This window comes from Bacillus sp. URHA0034 (assembly GCF_056280405.1).
The window spans coordinates 4732041-4749654 of record NZ_JBWCDK010000002.1; the positions used below are offsets into that span (position 1 = coordinate 4732041).

The window sequence follows — 17614 nt, forward strand, 5'->3', positions numbered from 1 at the left end:
AATATGAAAAACAAAGAACGATTAGATGTTTTATTAGTTGAAAGAGGACTTATTGAAACGCGAGAAAAGGCAAAAAGAGCCATTATGGCAGGCTTAGTTTATACAAATGAAGAACGGTTAGATAAACCAGGTGAAAAGGTTAAGGCTGACATACCCCTAAATATAAAGGGGAATGTACTCCCATATGTCAGTCGTGGTGGTTTGAAGCTGGAAAAGGCATTAAAGGTCTTTGATGTTAATGTGGAAGGGAAGGTTTTATTGGATATCGGTTCTTCAACTGGCGGGTTTACGGATTGTGCCTTGCAAAATGGTGCTAAGATGTCATATGCCCTCGATGTTGGTTATAATCAGCTTGCTTGGAAGCTGCGTCAGGATGAACGAGTAGTTGTAATGGAAAGAACCAATTTCCGCTATGTAACACCAGCAGATTTAAGCCGTGAGATGCCAAACTTTGCTACAATCGATGTATCTTTTATCTCACTAACCTTAATTTTACCTGTATTAAAAACCCTTTTAATTGCTGGCAGTGATATTATTGCCTTAGTCAAGCCGCAATTTGAAGCGGGACGTGAGCAAGTAGGTAAAAAAGGAATTGTTCGGGATAAAAAAGTTCATTTACAGGTGATTGAGAAGATTATTAACTTTTCCATAAAGGAAGGTTATGTTGTAAAAAATTTATCCTTCTCCCCTATTACGGGAGGAGACGGAAATATTGAATTTTTACTTCACCTGCATTGGGAAGGTCAACAAGAAATAGGGTCTAATCAACTTGAGTTTCAGCCTATTGAAATTGTAGAGCAATCCCATAGGGAATTTCATACAAAGCATGAAGAAGGGTAGGCAATGAGCCTATCCTTATGCGTGTATATGTATTTTTATAAAAAAATGTACATTCTTTTTAAAATGGGCTAACATATTGGTAGGTAGGACATTTGGACAAATACTCAGATGTTCTTTTATTGTCTAGCTCCAGCGCCTAGCCCATCGATGGTCTACAGCCAATCCGTCCAAAAGGCTAAAAAGCAGCCTTTTGGACGGCTCGTCTTATGCTTGTCGGGGCTAACCAAGGCGCTTGCGCTTTTATTATTACGGGGTGAAAAGATGAATAAAGGTCAACGACATATTAAAATAAGAGAGATCATTGCCGGCAATGATATCGAGACGCAAGATGATTTAGTGGATGAATTGAAAAATGCAGGCTATAACGTAACACAGGCTACCGTCTCAAGAGATATTAAAGAATTACATCTAGTTAAAGTACCATTAACCGATGGCCGTTATAAATACAGTTTGCCTGCAGATCAGCGTTTTAACCCACTGCAAAAATTAAAAAGATCGCTGATTGATGCATTTGTTAGAATTGATTCCGCTGGTCATTTACTGGTCATGAAATGTCTGCCCGGGAATGCTATGGCAATCGGGGCTTTAATTGACAATCTCGATTGGGAAGAAATATTGGGAACGATATGTGGTGATGACACCATGTTAATTATCTGTCGAACACCGGAAGATACAGAGGTCATTACAAACCGGTTCCTTGACATGCTTTAAATGGGGGGAGAGTTCCTTGTTAGCAGAATTATCAATAAAAAATTTCGCTATTATTGAAGATTTATCAATCTCATTTGAAAAAGGGTTAACCGTTCTAACAGGGGAAACAGGTGCAGGTAAATCGATCATTATTGATGCGATTCACCTCATAGTTGGAGGCAGAGGATCGGCTGAATTTGTCCGCCATGGGGAAGAAAGGGCCGTCATTGAAGGGTTATTCCAAATTGATGACCCTCATCATCCTGTTATGTCAAAAGCATTTGAATTTGGAATTGAAATTGAAGAAGGCATGGTTGTATTACGCCGTGATATTGCTCGATCTGGGAAAAGTGTTTGCCGAATTAATGGAAAACTTGTGACCATTTCCATTCTTAGAGAAATAGGTGCTACACTTGTAGATATTCATGGTCAGCATGAACATCAAGAGCTTATGGATGAAACTAGACATCTGCTGCTGCTTGATCAATTTGGAGCGGAGGAAATTGATCCTGCTCAGAATGAATATGCACAAATATTTCGCCGCTATGAGCAGACACTACATAAACTAAAATCCTTGAGTGAAAATGACCAGCAGACGGCACATCGGCTCGACTTAATCCAATTTCAATTAGATGAAATTCAAAAGTCAAATTTAAAACCAAACGAAGATGATGAATTATCTGAAGAAAAGAGAAGACTGGGGAACTTCGAACGGGTATTTGAAGCCATTCAAACGGGCTATAACGCTTTAAAGGGGGAACAAAAGGGACTTGATTGGATAGGACTGGTCATGGGCTCCCTAGAAGAGGCTGCTGCACTTGATACAACCTACCGAGAGTTATCTGACTCGGTTTCAAATAGTTTTTATCAATTAGAGGATGCTGCACAAACATTAAGAAATGAATTAGACGTTTTAGAATACGATCCGCAGAGATTAAATGAAATTGAAGGTCGTTTAAATGAGATTAATCAACTTAAACGGAAATATGGGAAAACCATTACAGAAATTTTAGAATACGCTGCCAAAATTGAAGAAGAAATTGAAACACTCCAAAATAAAGAAACGCATATTGGAGAGCTTGAAAATGAATTAGCATCTATAAAAAAAGATCTGGTTCTTGAAGCAAAACAATTAACCGATCTTCGTCGTAAGTGGGCACTCAAGTTGACAAAATTAATCCATCAGGAATTAAAAGAACTGTATATGGAAAAAACTATTTTTGAAATTCGTTTTGAATCTGAGCAGCACCATTTTGCTAAAAATGGTGTCGATCATATCGAATTTTATATTTCCACCAATCCTGGCGAACCATTAAAACCATTGTCAAAGGTAGCCTCGGGTGGAGAATTATCACGAATCATGCTGGCATTAAAAAGTATTTTCTCAAAACATCAAGGGGTAACCTCGATCATTTTTGATGAAGTAGATACTGGTGTCAGCGGAAGAGTCGCCCAATCAATCGCTGAAAAAATTTATAAAGTTGCTGTAGGTTCCCAAGTTCTTTGTATTTCCCATTTACCGCAAGTAGCAGCTATGGCTGATACACACCTATATATAGCAAAGAATATTAAGGGTGGCCGTACAAAAACCTCTGTTTCTTCCTTAAAGACAGAGGAAAAGATAAAGGAAATCGGCCGGATGATTTCGGGAACAGAAATCACCGATTTAACGAAGCAACATGCAGAGGAATTATTGCAATTAGCTGGTAAAAATAAGAAAAAATGAAAAGCTATCCAAATTGGGTAGCTTTTTTATGTTGAACGAAGTTATAAATGATTGTCAAGGAGGCAAAATTATAGATGTAGCCATTTTTATAAGTGCAGTGAAAAGAAGCGAGGAGAGTGAAGGATTTGAAGTTAGAAATAATTAGAAAGATTATTGGTGGAATTCTCCTTGTTTCATTAATTAGCCTTATTTTTTTTCAGCCCTTACAGCAATACCTTTCAATACCAAAGTCAATAACCGTTTTTGAAGGTCAAGATTACACATTTCAAAAGGCTGCCCCGGTAACAGCCACCATAGCTTCTCACAATGACAATATCACACTTAATCAGGAAAAAAAGTCGGTATCTGTTAAAGCAAATGAATATGGCAAAAATGAAATGCTTCTAGAATACGCAGGGATCCCAATTAAAAAGGTCGATGTACGTGTCTTAAAAGATTTCCGTGTAGTACCAGGCGGTCAGTCAATTGGCGTTAAACTAAATACTGTTGGTGTGTTAGTGGTTGGTCACCATTTAATTAACACTGCAAACGGCAAAAAATCTCCAGGTGAAATTGCAGGAATTAAAGTTGGAGATATCATTACAGAAATTAATGGCAGTAAAATTGAAAAGATGACAGACGTAGCCCCTTTTGTCCAGTCAGCAGGACAAGATGGTAAACCCCTTGATTTAGTGATTAGCCGTGAAAGCGGTAAATTCAAAACCAAACTTACTCCTTTGAAAGATAAGGGAGAGAGCACCTATAAGCTTGGCTTATATATCAGAGATTCTGCAGCTGGTATCGGAACCATGACCTTTGTTCACCCGCAATCTAAAAAGTATGGTGCCCTTGGACATGTCATTTCAGACATGGATACAAAAAAACCAATCGTCGTTGAAGATGGTCAAATTGTTCGTTCTACCGTAACATCTATTGAAAAAGGAAGTAATGGAGACCCAGGTGAAAAGCTGGCACGCTTTTCTTCTGATCATGAAATTGTTGGAAATATTCAAAAGAATAGTCCGTTTGGGATTTTTGGAGAATTAAACAGGGATTTAAAGAATGGCATATTGGATAAACCACTTCCAATTGCCTTATCCGATCAGGTAAAAGAAGGACCTGCGAAAATTTTAACAGTCGTTAATGACGACCGAGTAGAAGAATTCGATATCGAAATAGTTAGTACAATCCCGCAAAAGTTTCCGGCCACAAAAGGCATGGTTATCAAGGTAACCGATCCAAAGCTGCTTGAAAAGACAGGAGGAATTGTACAAGGGATGAGTGGAAGTCCAATTATTCAAAATGGCAAGCTTGTCGGAGCTGTCACTCATGTTTTTGTCAATGATCCTACCTCCGGCTATGGAGTCCATATTGAGTGGATGCTAAATGAGGCTGGAATTAATATATACGAAACACCGAAAGAGAAAGCAAGTTAACATTTAAAAACGGAAGCACCGGTTTAGCGAACATGCCGCTGAGCACTGGGGCAAGCCATCAAATTGCAAAATAGGCATTATAACCTATTTTGCTTCTTTTTTTATATGAGGAAAATTCGACAAAAAACAGTTATATATTGGAAAAAATGCGGTTTAAGTCGAAAAAAGAAGTAAAACAAAGAAAAGATGAGATTTTATCACTATTTTCACAAATATTTAAAAAATGAAAGGAATTTTAGTTGCATTGTCGAATTTCTAATTTAGAATAGAATTAAGAGAAAAAATTACACGATTAAAATGTTCGCTTAAAAATAGAGACTGGATTTGATGAGGGAGGAACTGGAATTGAAAAAGATCAAGGTATTTGTTGTTGACGATAATAGAGAGTTAGTTGGATTATTAGAGGACTATATTTCCTCCCAAGATGATATGGAAGTTGTCGGTATTGCACATAATGGTCAAGAATGTTTAGATATGCTAGCCTCCGCAGACCCTGATGTTCTTGTGCTGGATATCATTATGCCTCATCTTGACGGTTTAGCCGTCCTTGAGCGTTTACGTGATGTGAAAAAAGGAACGATTCCAAATGTCATCATGCTAACCGCATTTGGGCAAGAAGATGTGACCAAAAAGGCTGTTGAACTTGGTGCTTCCTATTTTATCTTAAAACCATTTGACATGGAAAACCTTGGCAGTCATATACGACAAGTAAGCGGTAATGGTAATACGTTTACAAGGAAGGCCCCATCTGTAAGTTACCGTTCTCAATCTGAACAAAAACCGAAAAATCTTGATGCAAGTATCACCAGTATTATTCATGAAATCGGTGTCCCAGCGCATATAAAGGGATATTTATACTTGCGTGAAGCCATCTCAATGGTTTACAACGATATCGAACTTTTAGGTTCCATTACAAAAGTATTATATCCGGATATTGCAAAAAAATATAATACTACAGCAAGCCGTGTAGAAAGGGCTATTCGTCATGCGATTGAAGTGGCATGGAGCAGGGGGAATATTGACTCGATTTCCTCCCTTTTCGGTTATACAGTAAGTATGTCGAAAGCAAAGCCTACAAACAGTGAATTTATTGCCATGGTAGCAGATAAATTACGCCTTGAACATAAGGCTTCTTGAAAAGACCAGAATTAAGCAAAGGCCTTCATTCCATTGAATGTAGGCCTTACTTTTTTAGCTATTAGGTTTATTTTTTTTCTACTTCCATTAGTTTTTGGATGAGAATATGTTGAGGTAAATGCATAAGCTGTTCTAGCGGTATTTTTAATTCCTTAGATAGTTTTAGGGCCGTTTCTGCTGATAATTGTAATGGCTTCATGTATATTCCTCCATTTTTATATTGGGAAGTGAAAATATGACTCAAATTTTTGCACATCGTGGATATTCCTACTTATTCGCTGAAAATACTATGGGTGCTTTTATAGAAGCTGAAAAGGCTGGTGCCGATGGATTAGAACTCGACGTGCAGTTAACGAAGGATGGAGAAATTGTCGTTATTCATGATGAAAAAGTGGATCGAACCACCACTGGAACCGGATTTGTGAAAGATTTCTTATATAAAGAAATTAGAAAATTAAATGCAAACAAAGGCGGTTTAAAAAAAGAACCAATCCCATCCCTGATAGAAGTTTTGGAATGGCTCCAATCCAATAAATTAATCTGTAATATTGAGTTAAAAAACGGGCTCCTTCCATATGAGGGAATGGAAGAAAAAGTAATTCAGCTCATTAGAAAATATGGACTTGGTGACCGGATCATTATCTCCTCTTTTAATCATTACAGTATTGTTTACAGTTACAGGATTGCACCAGAAATTGAAACAGCCCCACTGTTTATTGAAGGAATTTATATGCCTTGGATTTATTCTCAATCGATCCGAGCAAAAGGGATCCATCCCAAACACACTGCTATGTCGGATAATATTCTTGTAACTACAATGGATAATGGCATCGCGGTACGTCCATATACAGTTAACAAAGAAGTAGATATGCACCGGCTTTTTAATATAAATTGTACCGCCATTATAACGGATGACCCTGTTAAGGCTAACCGCATCAGAAAACAATATGAGAACAAGTCATAGTTAATGGAACTGCTAATTGAAAAGGAGAGTGCTGTTCAAATAGAACGGCCTCTCCTTTTTTAAGTCCTGCAACGAATAACTACTTCTTAAACTTAGGTTGGACTTTATTGCGCTTGCGGTCTCGGTGAAAAATAAATCCCGCTACAAATCCCAAACCTCCGATAAAAAAAATCAAACCCGTTATGAACTGCAATAATAAACTTGGAAAGGGTGCTTGCAAAATTCCAAATGTCATATCACGCATTAATTTAATTCCTAGAGCCGCTAATGCACCTGGAATGACTAAAATGATGAGGGCAATAATACGTATCATAAAAAAATCCTTCCAATTACTAGATGAATTTCTGACTTCTTTATCATTATATCTCAACAAAATATTTTTATATAGAAGAAAATTGTCAAGGCGGGTCATTTAGTTATAAAATTGCTAATGAAGATATTTGCATGGATTTTTCTTTGATGAGTGAAAAAAATTTCCTAATGCCAAAAGGGGTATAAAAAATGCAAAATATTATGATTGTTGGTGCTGGTAAAGGTGGAACGGCAATCTTAAAAATTTTAAAAGAATCTGAAGTGCTTAATGTTCACGTTGTAATCGATCGGAACGAAGATGCGCCGGGGATCCTCCTTGCAAGGAAAGAAGGAATTAAAACAGGGACAAGCTGGGATCCCTTTTTAGATGAGAATATTGATATCATAATTGACGTAACAGGTAGTGATGAAGTTTTTCAAGAAATCCGAAATGCTAAAAATAAGCAAACTGTATTAATACCCGGCAGTGTGGCCTTCTTAGTATCAAAGCTCATGGAAGAAAAGGAAGAACTTGTGGCCAAGCTCCAGAATGATTCATATAAGCAGGATTTAATTTTTAACGCTGCAAACGATGGAATGGTGGTAATTGACCAACAAGGACAAGTCATCCTGTTTAATAAAAGAGCCGAGGAAATAATGGGTGTTAAAAAAGAGCAGGCAATTGGCAAGGCTGTTCTTGAAGTGATTCCCACGAGCAGGCTTCTATTAATTTTGAAAACAAGAAGAGTAGAATCTAACCAGGAAATGGTACTTGGTAATGGACGAAAAATTATTACTACCCGTATTCCTATCATTGAAGAAAATGGAACATTGATGGGGGCATTTGCAGTCTTTAAGGACATAACAGAAGTCGTGAATTTGGCAGAGGAGATAACTAATTTAAAGGAAATCCAAACTATGCTTCAAGCCATTATCCATTCAAGTGATGATGCTATCTCGGTTGTTGATGAAAATGGCCGTGGAATCCTCATTAATCCTGCCTACACCAGACTTACAGGTCTTACCAAAGATCAAGTTATCGGACATCCTGCAACGACTGACATCTCTGAGGGTGAGAGTATGCATATGAAAGTTTTACAAACAAGAAGAGCTGTACGTGGTGTGCCGATGAGAGTAGGACCAAATAAACGGGAAGTAATTGTGAATGTAGCTCCGATTATTGTGGAAGGGAAATTAAAAGGCAGTGTCGGTGTCATTCATGATATGTCAGAAATGAAATCGTTAAGCAGAGAATTAAATCGGGCAAGACAAATTATTCGAACTCTTGAAGCAAAATACACATTCGAGGATATTATCGGCATCTCAGAGGAAATGGTCATTGCGATTGAACAGGCAAAGCTGGGGGCAAAAACTCCTGCCACTGTACTGCTCCGGGGGGAATCAGGAACAGGTAAAGAGTTGTTTGCCCATGCGATACATAATGCCAGTGACCGCAAATACAATAAATTTATTCGGGTAAATTGTGCGGCAATTTCTGAATCATTACTAGAGAGTGAATTATTTGGCTATGAGGAAGGTGCTTTTTCGGGGGCACAAAGGGGAGGAAAACGAGGGTTTTTTGAAGAAGCGAACAATGGCAGTATCTTTTTGGACGAGATAGGGGAACTGTCTGCCAATACCCAGGCAAAGCTGCTAAGGGTTCTGCAGGAAAGTGAAATTATCCGAGTGGGAGCTGCAAAGCCGATAAATATAAATGTCCGAATCATTGCTGCTACGAATGTAAATCTCGAAAAGGGTATTGCTAAAGGTTCGTTTAGGGAAGACTTATATTATCGATTAAATCGCATGCCAATTCAAATCCCGCCGCTCAGGAAACGGAAAGAGGAAATCCCTGTTTTATGCAGCAGACTCATTGATAAGATCAATCGAGATTATGGAAGAAATGTGGAAGGTGTTACGAAAGAAGCACTAACTCAATTAATGGAATATGACTGGCCGGGAAATATAAGAGAATTAGAAAATATCTTGGGCAGGGCGATTATCTTTATGAATTATAATGATACCTTGATAGATGTTCACCATCTTCCGGAATTAAGGAATAAAACAATCGGATTTGAATCATCTGGAATGAACTCTGCTGTACCCGTTAATGTAGAAAAGACCTTGCCTGAAATGGTGGAAGAATACGAAGCAAGAATTATTCAGGAAACTCTTTCACGATTGAATGGAAATAAAACATTGACAGCTAAAACATTAGGTTTATCGGTAAGAAATCTTTATTATAAGTTGGATAAATTCAATCTTGAAAAAAATAGCATGCAATAATTTTCATGGTAAGAAAATTATTGCATTGTTCCGATTGAAAAAATAAAACGTTTACATAGAAGTGTTTTGGCATAAAACTTGCATATTTTATTGTGGGATTGAGGAAGTGAAGAAAGGGTTGATGACTGCTTGTTGCTAGACTCACTGATTAACCAAGCAACCCGAAAAGGCCATAATACGGTTGCTGTAGCTGCAGCAGACACGGCAGAAGTTATTGAGGCCGTTTATGATGCTATAAATCGAAATCTTGCTGAATTTATACTTTATGGCGATCAAGAAAAAATCATTTCATTGCTTGAATTGCAAAAACATGAGCTGCTGAATAATCATAAAATAAAAATTGTTCATTCAGATTCTGTCGCTGATGCCGCTAGATCTGCGGTTCAGGCTGTATCCAACAAACAGGCAAATGTATTAATGAAAGGAAATATTCCATCTAATATATTATTAAAGGCAGTTTTAAATAGTGAGTATGGACTTAGGACAGGGAATGTTTTATCGCATACTGCTGTTTTTGAAATTCCCGGCTTTAACCAACTAATCTTAATTACAGATGCTGCTATGAACATTTCTCCTCTTCTAGGACAAAAAGTACAAATTTAAAAAAATGCCGTTACACTCGCAAACTCAATCGGGATTGAAATGCCAAAAGTGGCTGTAATTGCTGCAGTGGAAGAGGTAAACCCGGATATGCCTGCAACCCTTGATGCAGCTGCATTAACAATGATGAATAGACGCGGGCAAATTAAAGGTTGTGTTGTCGATGGGCCATTTGGTCTGGATAATGCTATTTCAGAATTAGCTGCTGAACACAAAGGGATTATAAGCGACGTTGCAGGAAAAGCAGATATCTTATTAGTCCCTACTATTGAAGTTGGAAATGTGTTATACAAATCATTAATTTACTTTGCAAAGGCAAAGGTAGGTGCTGTCCTTACGGGAGCAAGTGCTCCAATTGTACTGACATCAAGAGCGGATTCAGCTGAAAGCAAGCTCTATTCATTGGCCTTAGCCTTATGCTGTGTTAAAAAATAGATTTTTACCCATTTTAGGAGGAAAAAGCCATGGAGATCTTTAAATACTTAGAAAAATATGATTATGAGCAATTAGTTTTTTGTCAAGATAAGCAGTCAGGTCTAAAAGCAATTATTGCTATTCATGATACTACGCTTGGTCCAGCATTGGGCGGTACCCGCATGTGGACATATGCCTCAGAGGAAGCAGCGATAGAAGATGCTCTTCGTCTTGCAAGAGGAATGACTTATAAAAATGCCGCGGCAGGCTTAAATCTCGGAGGAGGTAAAACCGTTATCATTGGCGACCCTCGTAAAGATAAGAGTGAGGCATTATTTAGAGCATTCGGCCGTTATGTCCAAGGATTAAATGGAAGATATATTACAGCTGAAGACGTAGGCACCACTGTGGCAGATATGGACCTAATCCATGAGGAAACAGATTTTGTAACTGGTATATCGCCTGCATTTGGTTCATCTGGCAATCCTTCTCCAGTCACTGCTTATGGTGTATATCGCGGAATGAAAGCAGCGGCAAAGGAAGCTTTTGGTACAGATTCTTTAGAAGGAAGAGTAGTTGCTGTTCAGGGAGTCGGTAATGTTGCTTACACTCTATGTGAATATCTGCATAAAGAAGGTGCCCAGCTAATCGTAACCGACATTAATAAAGAGGCAGTTAATCGGGCGGTTGAAGCATTTGGTGCACGTGCAGTTGATCCGGATGATATTTATGGGGTAGAATGTGACATCTATGCTCCTTGTGCTTTAGGGGCAACCATCAACGACGAAACAATCCCACAATTAAAGGCAAAAGTAATTGCAGGTTCAGCAAATAACCAATTAAAGGATACCCGCCATGGTGATACCATCCATGAATTGGGTATTGTCTACGCCCCGGACTATGTAATAAATGCGGGCGGCGTTATTAATGTAGCTGATGAGCTTTATGGATACAATCAAGAACGTGCCATGAAAAAGGTGGAACAGCTTTATACGACAATTGAAAAGGTAATTGAAATTTCAAAACGGGATGGTATCCCAACCTATGTTGCGGCTGATCGAATGGCAGAAGAAAGAATTGAACGAATCCGCAATTCAAGAAGCCAATTTTTACAAAATGGTCATCACATTTTAAGCCATCGGATTTCAAGATAATAGTAAGTACAAACACCAACGGGCTTTCTAGGGAGTGCCAGCGGCTAGTACAATTTTGATTGGCTGACTAGGATAACGAAGCTAAGGCGGAGCGCTGAATTTGAATTCAGCGCATTTGCCATTAGATAAATGTTTTTTTAAGTGGGGGTTATGACGTTGCAAGTTAATAAATATCGGATACTAACCATCAACCCAGGTTCAACATCCACTAAAATTGGCATTTTTGATCATGACATTTCAATTTTTGAAAAGACAATCCGCCATGATGCTGAAAAAATTAATACTTTTCCCAATATTATTGACCAATATCAATTTAGAAAAACGGCAATTTTGGAAACACTGGATAATGAAGGGATTAATATATCAAAATTATCAGCAGTTTGTGGCCGTGGTGGATTGCTGCGTCCGATTAAAGGGGGAACATACGCAGTCAATGACCTGATGTTAAAGGACTTGCAATCCGGTCACTCTGGCCAGCATGCATCCAATTTGGGCGGGATTATTGCACATGAAATTGCCGCAGGACTTAATATACCTGCCTTTATTGTTGACCCGGTTGTGGTTGACGAACTTGCCCCGATTGCAAGGATCTCCGGTTTTTCCCTAATTGAGAGAAAAAGCATCTTCCATGCCCTAAATCAAAAAGCTGTAGCCAGAAGAGTAGCAAAGGAACTGGGGAAAGAATACAGTGAATTGAATCTGATTGTTGCCCATATGGGCGGGGGAATTACGGTTGGTGTCCATCAACAAGGCAGAGTAGTGGATGTAAACAATGGTTTGCACGGAGATGGCCCTTTTAGTCCTGAACGGGCTGGAACGGTCCCTGCTGGAGATTTAATAGCACTTTGTTATTCAGGTGAACATTACAGGGAAGAAATTATGAAACGACTTGTTGGGCAAGGGGGTCTTGTTGGTTACCTTGGAACAAATGATGCAGTAGAGGTAGAACAAAGAATTGCCGCTGGTGACAAAAAGGCGGAACTAATTTATGAGGCGATGGCCTATCAAGTTGCTAAGGAGATTGGTTCCTGCAGCACGGTTCTTTCTGGCAGGGTAGATGCAATTGTATTAACAGGAGGCCTTGCCAATGGAACAGGTTTCGTAAAACGAATTAGCGATAGAGTTAATTGGATTGCAGATGTCATTGTTCATCCTGGTGAAGATGAGCTTCTAGCCTTGGCGGAAGGAGCCCTTCGAGTGTTACGGGGCGAAGAAGAAGTGAAAATATATCCAGGGAATTTTTCCACTGCGAAAATCTAAGGAAATGGGGAGGAAATATTAATGGCACAAGAATATGATTTGGTCATTCTTGGAGGTGGAACGGGCGGCTATGTGGCAGCTATTCGTGCTTCTCAGCTTGGATTAAAAACAGCCATTGTAGAAAAAGGAAAGCTGGGAGGAACCTGCCTGCATAAAGGCTGTATCCCAAGTAAGGCCCTCTTAAGAAGTGCAGAGGTATTTGCTACCGCAAAGCGCGGGGAGGATTTTGGTGTTATAACGAATGAAGTTTCATTAGATTTTGGGAAAGTTCAAGCTAGAAAAAATAAGATTATTGATCAGTTACATAAAGGCGTCCAACACCTAATGAAACAAGGAAAGATTGATGTTTATGAAGGAATTGGCCGTATCCTCGGACCATCGATTTTTTCACCAATGCCAGGCACTATTTCTGTTGAAATGAACAACGGAACGGAAAACGAGATGTTAATTCCGAAAAATGTGATTGTGGCAACAGGTTCAAGGCCGAGATCGCTTCCAGGCTTGGATATCGATGGTGAATTAGTGCTGTCTTCTGATGAAGCATTACAGCTCGAAGCATTGCCCAAATCCATTATCATAATTGGGGGCGGTGTGATTGGAATAGAATGGGCCTCCATGCTGTCTGATTTTGGAGTTGATGTAACAGTTCTTGAGTTTGCTGACCGCATCATTCCAACAGAGGATAAAGAAATTTCTAAAGAAATGCAGCGAGTAATGAAAAAGAAAGGCATAAACCTCATTCCTGGTGCAAAAGTGCTCCCTGATACGATTATTAAGGATCAAGAGGTTAGTATTTCAGCAGAGGTAAAAGGTATGCTTAAACAGTTTAAGGCTGAAAAACTCTTAGTCTCAGTTGGCCGCCAAGCAAATTTAGAGGGAATAGGACTTGAAAATACAGAGATCCAGGTTGAAAAGGGATTTATTGTGACCAATGAATTCTACCAAACAAAGGAATCCCATATTTATGCAATCGGCGACGTAATAGGAGGTTTACAACTTGCACATGTAGCATCGCACGAGGGAATAATTGCAGTTGAGCATATAGCAGGAGAAAAACCATCGCCAATGAATTATAACTTAGTATCTAGGTGCATCTATAGTAACCCAGAGGTCTCCAGTGTAGGAATAACGGAGGAGCAGGCAAAAGAAAAGGGCCATAAATTGAAAATAGGTAAGTTTTCATTCCGGGCAATTGGGAAAGCACTTGTTTTTGGTGAATCAGATGGCTTTGTAAAAATTGTCGCAGATTCGGAGACTGACGATATTCTAGGGGTGCATATGATCGGACCGCATGTAACAGATATGATCACAGAGGCCGGGCTTGCCATGGTATTAGATGCAACACCGTGGGAAATAGCTCATACCATTCATCCACACCCAACTTTGACAGAAGCCATTGGAGAAGCTGCCCTAGCTGTTGATGGGAAGGCCATTCATTCATAATAAATAAAGGTTTTATGCTATGATAATTTGTTAGAGTCTAGCGAACAATCGGGAGGTAAGAAATATATGGCAGAAAAGCGTCATGAAATTTTAGGATTAAGCGACCAAAAGGTATTGGAAATGTATGAGACGATGCTTTTGGCCCGACGCATTGATGAGCGGATGTGGTTATTAAATCGTGCTGGAAAAATTCCATTTGTTATTTCATGTCAGGGCCAAGAAGCAGCACAGGTGGGAGCGGCTTTTGCTCTAGACCGGGAGAAGGATTATGTACTTCCCTATTACCGTGACATGGGGGTTGTGTTAACCTTCGGAATGACACCAACAGAATTGATGCTCTCGGGTTTTGCTAAAGCAGAGGACCCAAATTCGGGGAGCCGGCAAATGCCAGGACACTTTGGTCAAAAGAAAAATAGAATCGTTACAGGGTCATCACCTGTTACGACACAAGTTCCTCACGCCGTAGGAATCGCTCTTGCAGGAAAGATGGAGAAAAAAGACCTCGTAACCTTTGTTACCTTTGGGGAAGGTTCGTCTAACCAAGGGGATTTCCATGAGGGAGCAAACTTTGCAGGTGTTCATAAACTTCCTGTTATTTTCATGTGTGAAAATAATAAATATGCGATCTCTGTCCCAATTGAAAAACAATTAGCCTGTGAAAAGGTGTCGGACCGTGCAATTGGATATGGGATGCCGGGTGTAACAGTTGACGGTAATGATCCTTTGGAAGTATATAAGGCTGTAAAAGAGGCTGCTGACCGAGGCCGCCGCGGCGAAGGTCCGACACTGGTTGAAACTGTCTCATACCGTCTTACACCGCATTCTTCGGATGATGACGATCGTTCATATCGGGCACCGGATGAAGTGGCAAAAGCAAAAACAAAGGATCCGCTAATGACCTTTGGGGCCTATTTAAAGGAAACGAATGTTTTAAATGATGAACTTGAAAAAGAAATCAATGATCGTGTTATGAAGCTGGTGGATGAGGCGACAGATTATGCTGAAAATGCTCCTTATTCTTTACCAGAAGATACATTGAAATATGTTTATGCGGAAACGGCAGAGTAAGGGGGACGTAAAATGGCGATTATTTCATATATTGATTCAATCACAATGGCGATGCGTGAAGAAATGGAACGGGATCCAAAGGTGTTTATCCTGGGTGAAGATGTAGGGGTAAAAGGCGGCGTATTTAAAGCAACACAGGGGTTGTACGAACAATTTGGCGAGGAGCGGGTCATTGATACACCACTTGCCGAGTCAGCTATTGCAGGAGTAGGAATCGGAGCAGCTATGTACGGAATGCGCCCTATTGCAGAAATGCAATTTGCAGATTTTATTATGCCAGCTGTAAACCAAATTATTTCTGAAGCAGCAAAAATTCGCTATCGTTCTAATAATGATTGGAACTGTCCAATTGTTATACGTGCCCCTTACGGCGGCGGAGTACATGGGGCACTTTATCATTCCCAATCTGTGGAAGCCGTTTTTGCTAATCAGCCAGGCTTGAAAATAGTCATGCCTTCGACACCATATGATGCGAAAGGACTATTAAAAGCAGCTATCCGTGATAATGACCCGATTCTCTTTTTCGAGCACAAACGAGCCTATCGTTTAATTAAAGGCGAGGTCCCTGCGGATGATTATACCCTGCCAATCGGGAAGGCTGATGTAAAGCGAGAAGGTGAAGATATTACGGTTATTACCTATGGTCTATGTGTTCATTTTGCCCTCCAAGCGGCAGAAAAATTAGCACGCGATGGAATTTCTGCTCATATCCTTGATTTACGAACTGTCTATCCGTTAGACCAAGAGGCGATTATTGAGGCAGCTTCTAAAACGGGGAAGGTCTTGTTAATAACAGAGGACACAAAGGAAGGAAGCATCATAGGTGAAGTTTCAGCCATTATAGCGGAACATTGTTTATTTGATTTAGATGCTCCTATTAAGCGGCTCGCAGGACCAGATGTCCCGGCTATGCCATATTCTCCTACGATGGAGAAATTCTTTATGGTTAATCCGGACAAAGTTGAAAAAGCAATGCGTGAGCTTGCGGAATACTAAGGAGGTAGGGAACTCGTGGCAATTGAACAAATTAGAATGCCTCAATTAGGGGAAAGTGTAACCGAAGGTACTATTAGCAAGTGGTTAGTCACTGTGGGTGATAAAGTAAATAAATACGACCCACTTGCCGAGGTCATGACCGATAAAGTAAACGCAGAAGTCCCGTCCTCCTATACAGGTGTGATTAAAGAGCTGATTGCTGAAGAAGGCGAGACACTAGCGGTCGGGGAAATGATCTGTACCATTGAAACCGGAGCTAGCACTATACAGGACTCTTCTATCGCAGAGAGTCCTAATACAGAAGAAAGTAGAAAAACAGAATCTACAGGTACATTGGTTCAACCAAATAAAACTCGTTATTCACCTGCTGTTCTAAAAATTTCTCAGGAACACGGGATAGATTTAACAAAGGTATCTGGCACAGGTGCGGGGGGCCGGATTACTAGAAAAGATTTATTGAAATTAATTGAATCTGGTCATATTCCAAGCGCAGCCCAAATGATGGAATCCGTTAATGAATTAATACCTGCTGTCGAGGCCAAACCAAAAGAGGCCCCAGCTGTACCTAGTCAGCCAGCAGCAGTTTCGGCCCAGGCAGCTCAACAAGTGAAAGTTCCTGTTAGTCCAGGCGACCTAGAGATTCCAGTCACAGGGATCCGTAAAGCGATAGCGGCTAATATGCTTCGCAGTAAACATGAAGCTCCTCATGCCTGGACCATGATTGAGGTGGACGTAACCAATCTTGTGGAATATCGTAACAGTCTAAAAGACGATTTCAAGAAGAAGGAGGGTTTCAATTTAACCTTTTTTGCCTTTTTTGTAAAAGCCGCCGCTCAAGCCTTGAAGGAGTTTCCACAAATAAACTCAATGTGGGCCGGGGATAAAATCATTCAAAAGAAAGATATTAATATATCTATTGCAGTGGCTACGGAAGATGCCTTGTATGTTCCTGTCATTAAAAATGCAGATGAAAAATCCATTAAAGGAATAGCGCGGGAAATCTCTGAACTAGCCGTAAAGGTGAGAACTGGGAAGCTAAAATCTGAAGATATGCAAGGCGGGACATTTACAGTGAACAACACGGGTTCCTTTGGCTCGGTTCAATCGATGGGAATCATTAACTACCCGCAAGCAGCGATCCTTCAAGTGGAGTCAATTGTTAAACGGCCAGTGGTCATCAACAATAACATGATTGCCATCCGAGATATGGTAAATCTATGTATGTCATTGGACCACAGAGTATTAGACGGCCTAATTTGCGGCCGTTTCCTACAACGAGTCAAAGAAATTCTAGAACATACCTCAAAATCAACCACAGCTATTTATTAGG

15 protein-coding genes and 1 pseudogene are annotated in these 17614 nt (G+C 39.8%); 14 read left to right on the plus strand and 2 right to left on the minus strand.

Annotated features, from left to right (window positions below; translation table 11 throughout):
* Positions 1–3: 3 nt before the first annotated feature.
* From ACZ9EE_RS24810 to spo0A, 5 genes are all read left to right on the plus strand, one after another.
* Positions 4–840, plus strand: a complete 837-nt coding sequence (locus tag ACZ9EE_RS24810; protein WP_476031296.1) for a TlyA family RNA methyltransferase — start codon at positions 4–6, stop codon at positions 838–840.
* A gap of 261 nt (positions 841–1101) precedes the next feature.
* On the plus strand, positions 1102–1551 hold the full coding sequence (ahrC, locus tag ACZ9EE_RS24815) for a transcriptional regulator AhrC/ArgR (RefSeq protein ID WP_335501044.1): 450 nt from the start codon (positions 1102–1104) through the stop codon (positions 1549–1551).
* A 16-nt stretch (positions 1552–1567) separates the two neighbouring features.
* Positions 1568–3256 carry a DNA repair protein RecN gene (recN, locus tag ACZ9EE_RS24820; RefSeq protein WP_476031297.1) on the plus strand — a complete coding sequence of 563 codons (1689 nt, stop codon included), beginning with the start codon at positions 1568–1570 and terminating at the stop codon, positions 3254–3256.
* A gap of 116 nt (positions 3257–3372) precedes the next feature.
* On the plus strand, positions 3373–4671 hold the full coding sequence (gene spoIVB, locus ACZ9EE_RS24825; protein WP_476031298.1) for a SpoIVB peptidase: 1299 nt from the start codon (positions 3373–3375) through the stop codon (positions 4669–4671).
* A gap of 345 nt (positions 4672–5016) precedes the next feature.
* The gene (gene spo0A, locus ACZ9EE_RS24830; RefSeq protein ID WP_476031299.1) at positions 5017–5808 is read left to right on the plus strand and encodes a sporulation transcription factor Spo0A; all 792 of its coding nucleotides are present in this window, start codon (positions 5017–5019) and stop codon (positions 5806–5808) included.
* A 67-nt stretch (positions 5809–5875) separates the two neighbouring features.
* Here spo0A and ACZ9EE_RS24835 read toward each other — a convergent pair whose 3' ends face one another.
* Positions 5876–6007 (minus strand): YycC family protein, encoded by a 132-nt coding sequence (locus ACZ9EE_RS24835; RefSeq protein ID WP_476031300.1) that lies wholly within the window; start codon positions 6005–6007, stop codon positions 5876–5878.
* A gap of 36 nt (positions 6008–6043) precedes the next feature.
* On the opposite strand from ACZ9EE_RS24835, the gene ACZ9EE_RS24840 reads away from it, so the two are divergent.
* Positions 6044–6772: a glycerophosphodiester phosphodiesterase gene (locus ACZ9EE_RS24840; protein ID WP_476031301.1), complete on the plus strand. Its 729-nt coding sequence runs from the start codon at positions 6044–6046 to the stop codon at positions 6770–6772.
* Positions 6773–6851: 79 nt separating this feature from the next.
* On the opposite strand, the gene ACZ9EE_RS24845 is transcribed toward ACZ9EE_RS24840, so the two are convergent.
* Positions 6852–7085: a DUF2627 domain-containing protein gene (locus ACZ9EE_RS24845; RefSeq protein WP_476031302.1), complete on the minus strand. Its 234-nt coding sequence runs from the start codon at positions 7083–7085 to the stop codon at positions 6852–6854.
* A gap of 188 nt (positions 7086–7273) precedes the next feature.
* Between ACZ9EE_RS24845 and ACZ9EE_RS24850 the strand changes: the two genes are divergently transcribed.
* The 8 genes and pseudogenes from ACZ9EE_RS24850 (at position 7274) to ACZ9EE_RS24885 (ending at position 17613) form a co-directional block, all read left to right on the plus strand.
* On the plus strand, positions 7274–9349 hold the full coding sequence (locus ACZ9EE_RS24850) for a sigma-54 interaction domain-containing protein (RefSeq protein ID WP_476031303.1): 2076 nt from the start codon (positions 7274–7276) through the stop codon (positions 9347–9349).
* Between the two features lie 129 nt (positions 9350–9478).
* A pseudogene (yqiS, locus tag ACZ9EE_RS24855) lies at positions 9479–10384 on the plus strand (phosphate butyryltransferase).
* Positions 10385–10413: 29 nt separating this feature from the next.
* Positions 10414–11517 (plus strand): branched-chain amino acid dehydrogenase, encoded by a 1104-nt coding sequence (bcd, locus tag ACZ9EE_RS24860; RefSeq protein ID WP_476031304.1) that lies wholly within the window; start codon positions 10414–10416, stop codon positions 11515–11517.
* Positions 11518–11673: 156 nt separating this feature from the next.
* Entirely contained in the window at positions 11674–12777 is a 1104-nt protein-coding gene (gene buk, locus ACZ9EE_RS24865) for a butyrate kinase (protein ID WP_476031305.1), read from the plus strand.
* A 21-nt stretch (positions 12778–12798) separates the two neighbouring features.
* Positions 12799–14220: a dihydrolipoyl dehydrogenase gene (lpdA, locus tag ACZ9EE_RS24870; protein WP_476031306.1), complete on the plus strand. Its 1422-nt coding sequence runs from the start codon at positions 12799–12801 to the stop codon at positions 14218–14220.
* 66 nt (positions 14221–14286) lie between these two features.
* Complete coding sequence (locus ACZ9EE_RS24875) at positions 14287–15288, plus strand: thiamine pyrophosphate-dependent dehydrogenase E1 component subunit alpha (RefSeq protein ID WP_476031307.1); 1002 nt, start codon at positions 14287–14289, stop codon at positions 15286–15288.
* 12 nt (positions 15289–15300) lie between these two features.
* Positions 15301–16284: an alpha-ketoacid dehydrogenase subunit beta gene (locus ACZ9EE_RS24880; protein ID WP_476031308.1), complete on the plus strand. Its 984-nt coding sequence runs from the start codon at positions 15301–15303 to the stop codon at positions 16282–16284.
* Between the two features lie 15 nt (positions 16285–16299).
* Entirely contained in the window at positions 16300–17613 is a 1314-nt protein-coding gene (locus tag ACZ9EE_RS24885) for a dihydrolipoamide acetyltransferase family protein (RefSeq protein WP_476031309.1), read from the plus strand.
* Position 17614 lies beyond the last annotated feature (1 nt).

Excerpts from the sequence above, each read along its gene's own strand:
- ACZ9EE_RS24810 (WP_476031296.1), top strand. The coding sequence starts at position 4 with ATGAAAAACAAAGAACGATTAGATGTTTTATTAGTTGAAAGAGGACTT.
- ahrC (WP_335501044.1), top strand. The coding sequence starts at position 1,102 with ATGAATAAAGGTCAACGACATATTAAAATAAGAGAGATCATTGCCGGC.
- ACZ9EE_RS24835 (WP_476031300.1), bottom strand. The coding sequence starts at position 6,007 with ATGAAGCCATTACAATTATCAGCAGAAACGGCCCTAAAACTATCTAAG.
- ACZ9EE_RS24840 (WP_476031301.1), top strand. The coding sequence starts at position 6,044 with ATGACTCAAATTTTTGCACATCGTGGATATTCCTACTTATTCGCTGAA.
- ACZ9EE_RS24845 (WP_476031302.1), bottom strand. The coding sequence starts at position 7,085 with ATGATACGTATTATTGCCCTCATCATTTTAGTCATTCCAGGTGCATTA.
- ACZ9EE_RS24850 (WP_476031303.1), top strand. The coding sequence starts at position 7,274 with ATGCAAAATATTATGATTGTTGGTGCTGGTAAAGGTGGAACGGCAATC.
- bcd (WP_476031304.1), top strand. The coding sequence starts at position 10,414 with ATGGAGATCTTTAAATACTTAGAAAAATATGATTATGAGCAATTAGTT.
- lpdA (WP_476031306.1), top strand. The coding sequence starts at position 12,799 with ATGGCACAAGAATATGATTTGGTCATTCTTGGAGGTGGAACGGGCGGC.
- ACZ9EE_RS24875 (WP_476031307.1), top strand. The coding sequence starts at position 14,287 with ATGGCAGAAAAGCGTCATGAAATTTTAGGATTAAGCGACCAAAAGGTA.
- ACZ9EE_RS24880 (WP_476031308.1), top strand. The coding sequence starts at position 15,301 with ATGGCGATTATTTCATATATTGATTCAATCACAATGGCGATGCGTGAA.